The organism is Vreelandella zhanjiangensis DSM 21076 (assembly GCF_000377665.1).
In the GTDB taxonomy this organism is placed as follows: domain Bacteria; phylum Pseudomonadota; class Gammaproteobacteria; order Pseudomonadales; family Halomonadaceae; genus Vreelandella; species Vreelandella zhanjiangensis.
The window spans coordinates 732,522-744,950 of record NZ_KB898646.1 but is presented as its reverse complement, the minus strand read 5'-3'; the positions used below and the strand labels follow the sequence as shown (position 1 = coordinate 744,950).

11 protein-coding genes are annotated in these 12,429 nt (G+C 52.5%); 7 read left to right on the top strand and 4 right to left on the bottom strand.

From position 1 onward, the window contains the following. Positions 1-168 precede the first annotated feature (168 nt). Both D467_RS0103280 and D467_RS0103275 read left to right on the top strand, forming a co-directional pair. On the top strand, positions 169-432 hold the full coding sequence (locus tag D467_RS0103280; protein WP_018916083.1) for a GrxA family glutaredoxin: 264 nt from the start codon (positions 169-171) through the stop codon (positions 430-432). A 182-nt stretch (positions 433-614) separates the two neighbouring features. Continuing rightward, positions 615-1,382: a VOC family protein gene (locus tag D467_RS0103275; RefSeq protein ID WP_018916082.1), complete on the top strand. Its 768-nt coding sequence runs from the start codon at positions 615-617 to the stop codon at positions 1,380-1,382. Positions 1,383-1,419: 37 nt separating this feature from the next. On the opposite strand, the gene D467_RS0103270 is transcribed toward D467_RS0103275, so the two are convergent. Both D467_RS0103270 and D467_RS0103265 read right to left on the bottom strand, forming a co-directional pair. Next, a complete protein-coding gene (locus tag D467_RS0103270) occupies positions 1,420-2,082 on the bottom strand; it encodes a CoA transferase subunit B (RefSeq protein ID WP_026285593.1) in 663 nt (220 codons plus the stop codon). A gap of 59 nt (positions 2,083-2,141) precedes the next feature. Beyond that, positions 2,142-2,840, bottom strand: coding sequence for a CoA transferase subunit A (locus D467_RS0103265; RefSeq protein WP_018916080.1), 699 nt, complete (start codon positions 2,838-2,840; stop codon positions 2,142-2,144). A 133-nt stretch (positions 2,841-2,973) separates the two neighbouring features. Between D467_RS0103265 and D467_RS0103260 the strand changes: the two genes are divergently transcribed. From D467_RS0103260 to D467_RS0103250, 3 genes are all read left to right on the top strand, one after another. After that, positions 2,974-3,864 (top strand): LysR family transcriptional regulator, encoded by an 891-nt coding sequence (locus D467_RS0103260; protein WP_018916079.1) that lies wholly within the window; start codon positions 2,974-2,976, stop codon positions 3,862-3,864. 104 nt (positions 3,865-3,968) lie between these two features. Further along, positions 3,969-4,850, top strand: coding sequence for a 1-acylglycerol-3-phosphate O-acyltransferase, YihG family (gene yihG, locus D467_RS0103255; RefSeq protein WP_018916078.1), 882 nt, complete (start codon positions 3,969-3,971; stop codon positions 4,848-4,850). A gap of 119 nt (positions 4,851-4,969) precedes the next feature. Next, complete coding sequence (locus tag D467_RS0103250; RefSeq protein WP_018916077.1) at positions 4,970-5,743, top strand: murein hydrolase activator EnvC family protein; 774 nt, start codon at positions 4,970-4,972, stop codon at positions 5,741-5,743. A gap of 171 nt (positions 5,744-5,914) precedes the next feature. Here the strand turns inward: D467_RS0103250 and gcvT are convergent, their stop codons facing one another. Further along, on the bottom strand, positions 5,915-7,027 hold the full coding sequence (gcvT, locus tag D467_RS0103245) for a glycine cleavage system aminomethyltransferase GcvT (RefSeq protein WP_018916076.1): 1,113 nt from the start codon (positions 7,025-7,027) through the stop codon (positions 5,915-5,917). Between the two features lie 98 nt (positions 7,028-7,125). Beyond that, positions 7,126-8,532, bottom strand: coding sequence for an alanine/glycine:cation symporter family protein (locus tag D467_RS0103240; protein WP_018916075.1), 1,407 nt, complete (start codon positions 8,530-8,532; stop codon positions 7,126-7,128). A 489-nt stretch (positions 8,533-9,021) separates the two neighbouring features. Here D467_RS0103240 and gcvH point away from each other — a divergent pair, with 489 nt between their 5' ends. Together gcvH and gcvP are read left to right on the top strand one after the other, a co-directional pair. Then, on the top strand, positions 9,022-9,411 hold the full coding sequence (gene gcvH, locus D467_RS0103235; RefSeq protein ID WP_018916074.1) for a glycine cleavage system protein GcvH: 390 nt from the start codon (positions 9,022-9,024) through the stop codon (positions 9,409-9,411). An 83-nt stretch (positions 9,412-9,494) separates the two neighbouring features. Next, positions 9,495-12,389, top strand: coding sequence for an aminomethyl-transferring glycine dehydrogenase (gene gcvP, locus D467_RS0103230; protein ID WP_018916073.1), 2,895 nt, complete (start codon positions 9,495-9,497; stop codon positions 12,387-12,389). Positions 12,390-12,429: the final 40 nt, after the last annotated feature.

Here is a 12,429-nt window from a genome sequence, read left to right as displayed (position 1 = left end):
AGTCACGTCGGCGTGCTGCATACTTCTTACGCGCTGTTAAGCCTGAGTTTTCCAGGTTAAAACCCTACCAATCGCCGCGATTACCTGCACCTATTGGCGAAATGGGCGCGGCTACGCCACAATATGCGCCACTATACCCATTACTATCCTGACCATTGGAGCGTTTACATGTTTGTAGTTATTTTTGGCAGAATGTCCTGTCCTTTTTGCGTACGTGCTAAGTATCTTGCTGAACAGCTGGAATCAGCGGGCAAAATAGAGGGCTATCGCTATGTCGATATGCCTTCTGAAGGTGTGACCAAGGAAGACATCGCTAAAACAGCGGGTAAGCCTATTCATACAGTTCCTCAGGTATTTGTCGATCAAACCCATGTGGGCGGCTTTACCGAATTTGACCAGTTCGTGCGTGATAAGCAGCTACTTACGTCCTAGGCCCGTCATCAGCACTCTTTCACGTTGTGGCTCTTGATGAAGCCCCCGCCGGGCTAAGCTGACTTTTGCGTTAAATATGCCTCTTCTCCGCGTTGAAAACGCGGCTTACCCGTTTGCCTATACTGAGTAGGAACAAGTCATTTACTCCTGATAGAGCTTGTTTAGGCGGCGAGGACAGCATCATGCAGCGTGATGAATTCATACAACAGCTGTGGCTTGATTACATCCACATGCATCCTGATATTGGTGCCTTGAGGCTCTGGCCGCTGTCTTCTACACCAGAGTATTTAACGCTCGTCACGCTTAACTATGGCGCTTTTGCTGCCTCCGCCCTGAATAGCCGGCTTGCGCATATGGGCTACCGCCATGTCGACCACTATGCCATGGCAGATAAAGGCCTGCTGATTCACCTTCTCGCTCCCAGTGATAACGGCAGCTGGCTTATCTTATCCGAACTGCAGCTGGCCACGTTGCCCAAATCGCCGCGTGAAGCGCTGGGAGCCCTTATTAATCAATCTCATCCTCAGGATTGCATAGGGCATAATTTACTCTGCCGTGGGCGCCCGTGGCCCATGCCTTCCTGGCTGCTTTACCAAGAGCTTCAACAGGCCAATCCGCTGGCCGCCTGGATAGCCGTCATGGGGCCTCGCTTGCACCATGCAGGGTTCGATTGCGCAACGCTAGGCAGCTCTTTAGCCACGCTCAATAGCCAATTAGCTTCATCGGGCATGCCCCGCTTGAAAGAGTCTCATAACGGGGTTTTCTCACTCTCATCGCTGATCGAGCACTACTATTACCCCACTATGCCGCAAAAGGTAACGTTTAGTGAAGGCGATGAGTACCGCCTATGTTTGGGAGGGTTAGCGCTAACTGAAAAGCATATCGAGGCAGGCCAGGAACGGGTTGCGCAGCTCTTGATACCAGCCCATGCGCGCTGCGAGATTGCCTAGGCGGCCATTCAAGGCCGCCTAGGTTTGAAACTAGCGTTTAATCAGCAAACGTCATTTCCGGCACGTGGTCTGGCACTACCAGCTTACCGGCAGTCTTCTCGATAATTTCCTCGACACTCACCCCAGGGGCACGCTCTTTAAGGACAAACGCACCATCCTTAATTTCCAGGTAGGCCAAATCGGTGAGAACGCGGTTAATGCACCCGGCGCCAGTAAGCGGCAGCGTGCACTTTTCAAGTAGCTTGGATTCGCCATGTTTGGACGCGTGGGTCATGGTGCAAATAATATTTTCAGCGCCAGCCACTAAGTCCATGGCGCCGCCCATGCCTTTGATCAGCTTTCCAGGCACCATCCATGAGGCAATATTGCCTTCCTGATCTACTTCAAAAGCGCCAAGCACGGTTAAATCAACGTGCCCGCCACGAATCATGGCAAATGACTCAGCGGAGGAGAAAATGGCAGCCCCAGGCCGAGCCGTTACGGTTTGCTTGCCCGCATTAATCATATCGGCATCGAGCTCTTCCTCGGTCGGGAAGCGCCCCATACCCAATAGGCCGTTTTCCGACTGGAGCATGACGTCTACTCCTTCAGGAATGTAATTGGCTACCAGGGTAGGAATACCAATACCCAGATTGACGTAGAAACCGTCTTCAAGCTCGCGCGCGACACGCTGTGCCATTTGTTCTCGTGTTAAAGCCATGGTAGCAACCTCATTATTGGACGTTAAAAAAATAGAGTGAGCCGCTGTGCATCAATGGATTAGCTATGCAGCGTGCGTTTCTCGATGCGCTTCTCGAACGTGCCTTGAATGATTCGATCCACATAAATTCCCGGCGTGTGAATCTGACTAGGCTCAAGCTCACCTGGCTCTACAATTTCTTCAACTTCAACCACGGTAATTTTCCCCGCAGTTGCCGCCAATGGATTAAAGTTTTGCGCGGTATGACGGTAAACCACATTGCCATAGCGGTCCGCTTTCCAACCTTTCACGATCGCGAAATCACCCACCAGCGCTTCTTCCAGAATGTAATGGCGCCCGTTGAATTCGCGTACTTCCTTGCCTTCACCAATCGGCGTGCCATAGCCCGTCGCGGTATAAAAAGCCGGAATACCGGCTCCCCCTGCACGCATTTTCTCAGCAAGCGTACCCTGCGGAGTCAAAATAACCTCTATTTCGTCATTGAGCATCTGCTGCTCAAAGAGCGCGTTTTCTCCCACATAAGAGGCAAATATTTTACTGATCTGGCGATCTTCCAGCAGTACGCCCAAACCAAACCCGTCGACGCCGCAGTTGTTAGAGGCGACCGTGAGATTTTTGACTCCTCGGCGCTTAATTTCTGCAATCAGGTTTTCCGGAATCCCGCATAGCCCAAAACCACCCGCCAATACGGTCATACCATCTTCAATACCTTCCATCGCTTCTGCGTAGGAACCTACACGCTTATCAAATCCTGCCATTGTTCGGCCTCACATTATTGTCGGTGGTTCGTAAAATGCGCTTGTCGATAATCTCAGTGTTGTCTCTGTTAATATATTTGTTAAGTTTGTTTTTCTTATCAATTAATTTTAAAAACTTATAAAAGAGAATCGTATGACGGTAAAGCAGCTACGGGCATTTCTGGTGGTCGCCCAAACCCTTAGCTTTACACAGGCCTGTGAACGCCTGCATCTTTCTCAGCCAGCCTTAAGCTTAGCCATTAAAGGGCTGGAAGCCTCATTAGGTGGCAAATTACTTATCCGCAGCACGCGAAGCGTACGCTTAACGCCGGAAGGAGAGTCCCTACTACCGCTGGCCAAGCATCTGCTCGCCCAATGGGATAATACCGAAGAACGCCTGCGCCAGCGGTTTACGCTTCAGCTTGGCAGGCTTAGCGTAGCCGCCATGCCCTCATTTGCTTGTAATCTATTGCCCGCTGCAATGGTAAAGTTTCGTCATCTATACCCCAAAATCAATATCACGGTGCATGATGTTATCAACGAAGAAGTGACGGAGATGGTACGCTCCCGTCAGGTTGAAATGGGCATTATCTTCTCCTCTGAAGGGGCGGATCGCCTGACCTTCACACCGCTTTTTGATGATCATTTCGTTGCCGTGCTTCCCCCCAGCTCTCCACTCATAAGCAAACGTTCTCTGACGTGGGCGGAGCTTTTAAACAATGACTTTATTACCCTCCAGCGGCCCTCCATGGTACGCCGCTTGTTAGAGCAGGCACTCAACCAACAGCATATTGACTTAACCGTAGCCTTTGAAAGCCATCAGCTTTCAACCGTAGGACGCATGGTGGCCGACGGGCTGGGAGTTAGCGCAGTGCCATCAATGTGTATTCGTCAAATGCATGAACTTGGCGCGCACTGTGTACCACTAACCGCCCCCAGTATTTCGTGCCAAGTGGGAATTATCACGCATCAAGAACTATCCGTGGCAGCCCAAGCGCTACAAACCGTACTGATTGAAACGGTACAAGCGCCCTGCCTTCCTTGAGACAGAAAGGCGTTTTAAGTACGGGAAAGAACAGGTTGTGCTGGGCAGTATGAGTTTGATCCATTAGCATTAAAGCCATTTATTAGTTTGGGTGAAGGACAGGTATGGCAATTTTCAAGGGTCTCGTCAGCATTTTGCTGCTCACGCTTAACACCCTTTTCTGGGGCGTACCGCTTATTTTACTGACCTTTTTAAAGGTTATTATTCCCGTTAGACGCTATAGGAACTGGATACTGAAAGGCCTGTGCGCGGTAGCGCTCAACTGGATAGGGGTTAACTTGTGGTGGATGAAGCACTGGCTGAAGCCCCAGGTAAATTTTTCGGTCCCCGATAATTTGTCTCCTCAGCAGTGGTGGCTGGTTATCTCCAATCATCGCAGCTGGACCGATATCTTTATCTTGATGATGGCGTTGCATCGGCGTATTCCGATGCCGCGTTTTTTCCTCAAGCGGCAGTTAATCTGGATCCCCATCGTGGGGCTTGCCTTTTGGGCGCTTGAATTCCCCTTTATGCGCCGCTACAGCCGGGAACAGATTACCAAACAGCCTAAGCTGGTCACCATCGATCGGCACTCTACAGAGCAAATGTGTCGGCAAGCGCGCCATGCTCCCATTACCATTATTAATTTTATTGAGGGCACCCGATTTACAGCGGTTAAGCGCGATGTGCAGCAAAGCCCCTATCAGCACTTATTACGCCCTAAAGCGGGCGGGGTTGCACAGGTGCTTAGCCTGCTTGGCGATCGATTGAATGGTATCCTTGACGTAACGATCAGTTACGCTAACCCGTCGCCGACCTTTTGGGGATTTTTATGTGGCCAGGAAGCGCCCATCACGCTAAACGCACGCCCATTAGCCATTCCCCAATGGATGCACGAATCCAATTACCACGAAGAAAAGCAGCACAAGGAACGCTTCCACGCATGGATCAATTCACTTTGGATGGAAAAAGATGCCCTGTTGGACAGCCAAACCGATCACGCCTAGCTGGCTGGCTTTGCACCTGTTTACTGATTAGTCTGCTGACAGGGTGTGCGGGCTCCCCCTCCTCAAGCCAGCGCACCGCCATACCGACTGATAGCACCAGCCAACTCAATGGTAACTGGGTGGAAGTCCAGCGTGGGGATACCCTTGGAAAACTGGCTAACCGCGCCAATGTGCCTCTTGAACGCCTTGAGCGCTTCAATCCGGGGGTAAATACCCGGCGCTTGGCCGTTGGGCAGCGTTTGCTGATACCTACGCAACAAGAACGTGCTCCCTCAGGCGGCCCTTATCGCTATCAGATTCGCGCCGGTGATACCTACTCAAGCATCGCCCGCCACTTTGGCACGACTAGTGGACGCATCCAGAGTGCCAATGCAGGCACGTCGCCTACCGCCTTGAGAGTGGGCCAAATCGTAAGCGTACCGCTTAGCGGCAGTGCACCACGTAGTACACCAGCCAGCAGCTCAGCTTCTTCAAGCTCAAGCCCAACGCCCCCACCGGCGGCTACTTCATTGCCTGCCTCCGCGCGCCGCTGGCCCTGGCCGCTTGAAGACTATCGCGTGGTTCGACGCTTTGGCACGGATAGCCGAGGAACATTGCAACCAATGTTACTCGCCACCCAGGCAGGCGCTCGTGCAAAGTCGGTCGCTCCCGGCGAGGTACGCTTTGCCGATGGCATGCGCCAGCTAGGTGAAGTCGTTATCGTGCATCATGCGGATAACCTACAGACAGTGTATGCGCTTTGCTCGCGCACGCTGGTCTCCGTAGGCCAGCAGGTTAAAGCGGGTGATGAGCTTTGCGAAATAGGTAAGAGCAACGACAGCCAGCGCTACGATCTGCTGTTTGACCTACGCCAGGGTGGTAAGCCTATCGACCCACGCCAGGTACTGCGTTAGGCGTTTGAGACTCAAGCAAACCTTGAAAAGCCCCAGAAATATTCCGGGGCTTTTTTTGGCTTAAACTTTTGCGCTTTTAACCATGTAAGGCTTAGTTAGCTACGATAGATTGGCGTAACCGTGATAGATTGGCGTAACCGTGATAGATTGACGGAACCGCGATAGACTGGCTTAACCGCGAAAGTAGCCGGGCTTGATAAATGGCATGAGCGTCACGGTTACAGGCAGCTGTTTATCACGAACTTCCGCAAATACGTTACTTCCCGGGCTTTCCCACTCGCGGCTGACATAGCCCATGGCTACCGGCATCCCAACGCTTGGGCCAAATGTACCCGACGTGACCACACCAATTTCATTACCTGCTGCATCCAGCAGTATTGCGCCTTCACGAATAGGTGCCCGGCCTTCGGCCTGTAGCCCAACGCGCTTACGTGAGTGATCTTTAGCATCGACTTGATGAAGAATCAGGTCAGCCCCTGGGAACCCCGCTGGGCGCTCACCGCCATGACGACGAGGCTTGCCAATGGCCCATATCAACCCGGCTTCCACAGGCGTCGTTGTAGTATCCATATCATGCCCGTAAAGACACAGCCCGGCTTCCAGACGCAACGAATCGCGGGCGCCCAGGCCAATGGCCTCAACTTCCGGCTCAGCCAGCAACCGCTCGGCAAATGCTTCACAAGCATCTGCTGCGATGGAAATCTCAAACCCGTCTTCGCCGGTATAGCCACTGCGGCTCACCCAAACCTCGTGCCCGTCAATGGTAAAGCGCTGATGCTGCATAAACACCAGCTCGCACGCTTCTGGGCAGAGTCGTTGCATAACGACGTGTGCCTGCGGTCCTTGCAACGCCAGTAATCCACGGTCTAACGGCTCAATCTTGTGAGTGGTGCCCAGATTTGTACGTAAATGTGCTAAATCCTGGTCTTTACACGCGGCGTTAACTACCAGATAAAAATGATCACCAGCGTTAACTGCCATCAAATCATCAATAATCCCGCCGTCCGTGCTGGTAAATAATCCGTAGCGCTGCTGGCCTTCTTGTAGGCCTACCAGGTCTGCCGGAATAAGCGTTTCGAGAGCGCTTGCCACATCAGGTCCTGACACCAAAATCTGGCCCATATGCGATACGTCAAACAATCCACACTGCTGGCGCGTATGCTCGTGCTCTTTTTTAACACCCAGCGGGTACTGCACAGGCATGGCATACCCGGCAAAAGGCACCATCTTGGCGCCTAATTTAAGGTGCAATGCATGAAGTGGCGTATGCTTTTGATCAGTCATGAAATTTCCTTGGTTAAAGCGAGAAACGGGAAGCCATGGCTATAGCTTCCCGATTCAGTTACTGCGTAAGCACTAGCCGAGCAAATATCAGACGCGGCTTATTTGTCATGATCCAGTTCTTCGCCTGCTAAAATCTCTTTACCGGCAAAGTAGTCTTTAGTCAGCTTGAATACCACGGGCGACAGCAGCGCCAACGCAATCAAGTTGGGAATCGCCATCATGGCGTTGAAGGTATCCGCCATTAACCATATAAAGCCCAACTGCGCGATGGCACCCAGCGGAATGGCCAGTACAAACAGGACGCGATACAGCATGATCGAGCGTGTTCCAAACAAGAATTGGAAACACTTCTCGCCATAAAACGACCAGCCTAGAATCGTCGTGAATGCGAAGATAGCCAAGGCAATGGCCACAATCTGGTTACCAAAGCCGGGAAGCGCCTGGTCAAACGAGAGCGCGGTCAGCGAGGCCCCTTCTTCGCCCGTTTGCCATACCGTTGAGGTCAAGATAACCAGCGCGGTAATCGTACACACGATAATGGTATCAATGAACGTTCCAAGCATTGCAATAAGACCCTGGCGCACAGGGTTTTTAGTATTGGCGGCCGCATGGGCAATGGGCGCGCTACCTAAGCCTGCCTCATTGGAGAAAATTCCCCGCGCGACACCAAATCGAATAGCGGCCATCACCGCAGCGCCTGCAAAACCGCCGGCTGCCGCGATCGGGTTAAAGGCATAATAGAAAATCAGGCTGAACGCTTCACCGATTTGGCTCGCATTGACGATCAGTACCAGTATCCCGGCAATCACATATGCAATGCCCATGATGGGCACCAGCTTACCGGCTACCTTAGCAATACGCTTGATCCCGCCAAGAATAACGGCCCCGGCTAGCACCATGATAACCACACCGGTCAGCCAGTGTGGAATACCAAACGTGGCATCCATGGCATCCGCCACCGAGTTGGACTGCACGGTATTGCCAATCCCGAAAGCGGCTACCGCCCCGAAAAACGCGAACAGACCGCCGAGCCACAGCCATTTTTTTCCCAGGCCATTTTTGATATAGAACATGGGGCCGCCCACGTGATAGCCGGTACTATCGGTTTCCCGGTAACGTACGGCCAGTACCGCTTCAGCAAACTTGGTTGCCATGCCGACAAGCGCGGTAATCCACATCCAAAATACGGCGCCAGGGCCACCTAGGGCGATAGCAGTGGCTACACCCGCGATGTTACCTGTGCCAATCGTAGCTGATAGCGCCGTCATTAATGCGTTAAAAGGCGAAATCTCACCGTCTTGACCGGCTTTATCAGGCACGCCTTTCTGGGTCGATTTAGCATCACGCCCCTTCCAAAGCAGACTGAAGCCCATACCCAGCTTTCGAATGGGCAAGAACTTTAGACCAATTTGCAGATAGATACCCACACCTAACAGTAAGATCAACATCAATGGGCCCCAAACCACCCCATTGATCGCCCCGAAAAGGCTATTCAAAGTTTCCACATGTTTCTCCTTACCCTGTTAATTCGCTTGTTTTATAAGTGTTTGGCGGTCGAATCATCGACATTCGCTTTTATTTTGTCTAGCAAATCTAGCGCTGTCACGAATAACCCCTTTCATGGGTATAACGCATGAAAGCGATGCTTCACATACTTAAGATCTATTGAGGGTTGCCGCAGCCACGGGCGAAACAGCCAAAGCCCTTAGCTGCCTAACCTGACTGTTTTACACCATTTTATAAGGGGTCTTCCATGCCTATGCTGCTTATACATGACAGATGCGTAAGAGACCTCATCGCCTATTAGCCAGATGAGCAGCTAAAAAATGCGCTCTCCTAGCCTCAATGGCGCATTTAAGAAATTTGTTTCCGATGAGAAACACGTTAACATGCTTAAAAATTCGCTTATTGCCTGGAAGGCTCACAGTCGCCAAGACGACCGACAAGCGCTAGTATTCACCAGTCCAGACAATTGTTTCATAAAGGGAATCATCATGAGCAACCTTCCTGCTAATCTCCGTTACGCCAAAAGTCATGAATGGGTACTCGATCATCAAGATGGTACGGTCAGTATTGGTATTACTGACCATGCCCAAGAGGCACTTGGCGATGTGGTATTTGTTGAACTGCCCGAAGTAGGCCAAACCCTTAGCCAGGGTAAAGAATTCGGCGTTATCGAATCGGTTAAAGCGGCCTCGGATCTCTACTCGCCGGTTAACGGTGAAGTCATTGAGGTCAACGAAGCGCTCGAAGACTCACCTGAAACGGTTAATGATGCGCCCTATGAAGGCGGCTGGATGATGAAAGTCCGCCTGACCGACCAAAACCTGGATGGTTTGCTTGATGCAGATGCCTATCAAGCCACTATAAGCGCTGACGATTAATTATGTTTGCTGAGCCTGCCTAATTGGCAGGCTTTGTATTTAACACCCCTGCAAAGCTTCTCTTTCACGCTCGGAATCTTCTCATGCCTTTTGAAACACGCCGCTTGGCCGAACTGGCCGACCACGATGCTTTTATCAAACGTCATAATGGCCCTAACGCCGCCGACGTAGATACCATGTTGAACGTGCTCAATATGCAGCGCATGGAAGACCTGATTGAGCAAACCGTGCCCAGCGACATACGCCTTGGCCGCGAACTCAATCTGGATGACCCCAGCAGTGAATCAGAAGCACTGGAATACCTAAGCCAGCTGGCCCGTCAAAACCGTGTAGCCAAGAGCTATATTGGCCAGGGCTATTACGGCACCTATATGCCGGCGGTTATTCAGCGTAACGTGCTGGAAAACCCAGGTTGGTATACCGCTTACACGCCTTATCAACCGGAAATCTCTCAGGGTCGCCTGGAAGGACTGCTTAATTTCCAGCAGGTCGTTATGGACTTGACCGGTATGGAGCTGGCTAACGCCTCCTTGCTGGATGAGGCCACAGCGGCAGCCGAAGCGATGGCGCTATGCAAACGGGCAAATAAAAAGAGCAAATCAAACGTCTTTTTCGTTGCTGACGACATCTTCCCGCAAACCTTGGACGTGGTAAAAACCCGCGCCACATTTTTCGGGTTTGAGCTGGTGTCAGGCCCGGTAGATACACTGGCCGACCACGATGTATTTGGTGCGCTGCTCCAATACCCATCGGCAAGCGGTGATGTGCGCGATCTAGCGCCCCTGTTAAAAGCGGCCGCTGAACGTAACATCATGACCTGCGTTGCCTCTGACCTACTCAGCCTGGTGCTTCTCAAAGAGCCCGGCGCTTTAGGTGCCGACATTGTGGTTGGCAACTCGCAGCGTTTCGGTGTGCCCATGGGCTTTGGTGGCCCACACGCTGCTTTCTTTGCTACCTCTGACAAGCTCAAACGTTCAATCCCCGGGCGGATTATCGGCGTTTCAAAAGATAGCCGGGGCAACACGGCGCTGCGCATGGCCATGCAAACTCGCGAACAGCATATTCGTCGTGAAAAGGCCACTTCAAACATCTGCACGGCCCAGGCGCTTTTAGCCAATATCGCAGGTTTTTACGCGACCTACCATGGCGCTGAAGGGCTACGCAAAATCGCCGGACGCGTCCACCGCTTAACCACGTTATTAGCCGAAGGTTTAACCCAAGCGGGTGTCACCTTAGCGCATGACAGCTGGTTTGATACGCTGCGCTTAGCGCAGGTAGATGCGGGTAAAATTCATGGCCGCGCCATGACCCACGATATCAACCTACACTATTTCGCCAATGGCGATGTGGGCATCAGCCTGGATGAGACAACGACTGCACAAGATGTCGCTACGCTGTTTGACGTGCTGCTGGGCAACGAGCATGGGCTTTCCGTGGCAGCTCTTGACGAGCAGGCGATTGCCAAAGGCGCAACAGGCATCCCAGAAGCTTGCCAGCGTGAAAGCGATTTCCTGAGCCACCCCACGTTTAATCGCTACCGCAGCGAAACGGAAATGTTGCGCTACCTGAAGCGGCTGGAGAATAAGGACCTGTCGCTTGCTCATGCAATGATTCCGTTAGGCTCCTGCACTATGAAGCTAAACGCTACCAGTGAAATGATTCCGGTTTCCTGGCCTGCGTTTGCCCACCTGCATCCGTTCGCGCCTCGCGACCAGGTAGCAGGCTATCATCAGATGATTGATGAACTTGCTGCGTTCCTGGTGGAAATCACCGGTTACGATCATATCTCGATGCAGCCTAACTCAGGTGCTCAGGGTGAATATGCGGGTTTGCTGGCCATTCGTCGCTATCAGGATGCCCAGGGTGAAGCACACCGGACTGTGTGCTTGATCCCAAGTTCTGCCCATGGCACCAACCCGGCAACTGCGGCCATGGTTGGCATGGACGTCGTGGTGGTTGAGTGCGACCAAAACGGCAATATTGATATTGACGACTTAACCGCTAAAGCTGCGCAGTACAGCGACCAGCTTTCGGCGATCATGATCACCTACCCCTCTACTCACGGCGTCTTTGAGTCTCACGTGCGTAAGGTATGTGAAGTAGTACACCAGCACGGCGCTCAGGTGTATGTAGATGGTGCCAATATGAATGCCCAGGTGGGGTTGACGCGCCCCGGCGATTTCGGAGGCGACGTATCGCACCTTAACCTGCATAAAACCTTTTGCATTCCTCATGGCGGCGGCGGCCCGGGCATGGGGCCCATCGGCGTTAAAGCCCACTTGGCGCCTTATGTTTCCAATCACGTGGTTACCCCTATTAACGGGGTTAACGCTGATAGCGGCGCCGTTTCAGGGGCGGCATTTGGCAGCGCGTCAATCCTGCCTATCTCGTGGGCCTACATCAAGATGATGGGCGCGCGGGGCCTGCGTGAAGCCACGCAGTTAGCCATCCTCAATGCCAACTACATCGCCAAGCGCCTGGAGGAGTCCTACCCCATTCTCTACCGTGGAGCCAACGGACACGTTGCCCACGAATGCATCATCGATATTCGCCCGCTTAAGGCTACGTCAGGCATTAGCGAGGAAGATATCGCCAAACGTTTGATGGACTATGGCTTCCACGCACCTACCATGTCATTCCCGGTGCCGGGCACCTTGATGATCGAGCCCACGGAATCCGAGTCCCTTTACGAAATCGACCGGTTCTGCGATGCCATGATTGCCATTCGTGAAGAAATAAAACGTGTCGAAAATGGCGAGTGGACGCTGGAGAACAACCCGTTGGTTAATGCTCCGCATACCCAGGCAGACATTATGGACAGCCAGTGGGAGCGGCCTTACGACCGCCAGCTGGGTGCGTTTCCGACAGAGGCGGTGATGGGAGCCAAGTACTGGCCAACGGTCAACCGCGTGGACAATGTATTTGGGGATCGCCAGCTTATCTGCTCTTGCCCCAGTATCGATGAATATCGCCGCTAAGATTACGGCAAGCCAGTAAGCAGCTAATGAACGCCTTTGA

Excerpts from the sequence above, each read along its gene's own strand:
- gcvH (WP_018916074.1), top strand. The coding sequence starts at position 9,022 with ATGAGCAACCTTCCTGCTAATCTCCGTTACGCCAAAAGTCATGAATGG.
- gcvP (WP_018916073.1), top strand. The coding sequence starts at position 9,495 with ATGCCTTTTGAAACACGCCGCTTGGCCGAACTGGCCGACCACGATGCT.
- yihG (WP_018916078.1), top strand. The coding sequence starts at position 3,969 with ATGGCAATTTTCAAGGGTCTCGTCAGCATTTTGCTGCTCACGCTTAAC.
- D467_RS0103260 (WP_018916079.1), top strand. The coding sequence starts at position 2,974 with ATGACGGTAAAGCAGCTACGGGCATTTCTGGTGGTCGCCCAAACCCTT.
- D467_RS0103265 (WP_018916080.1), bottom strand. The coding sequence starts at position 2,840 with ATGGCAGGATTTGATAAGCGTGTAGGTTCCTACGCAGAAGCGATGGAA.
- D467_RS0103280 (WP_018916083.1), top strand. The coding sequence starts at position 169 with ATGTTTGTAGTTATTTTTGGCAGAATGTCCTGTCCTTTTTGCGTACGT.
- gcvT (WP_018916076.1), bottom strand. The coding sequence starts at position 7,027 with ATGACTGATCAAAAGCATACGCCACTTCATGCATTGCACCTTAAATTA.
- D467_RS0103270 (WP_026285593.1), bottom strand. The coding sequence starts at position 2,082 with ATGGCTTTAACACGAGAACAAATGGCACAGCGTGTCGCGCGCGAGCTT.
- D467_RS0103275 (WP_018916082.1), top strand. The coding sequence starts at position 615 with ATGCAGCGTGATGAATTCATACAACAGCTGTGGCTTGATTACATCCAC.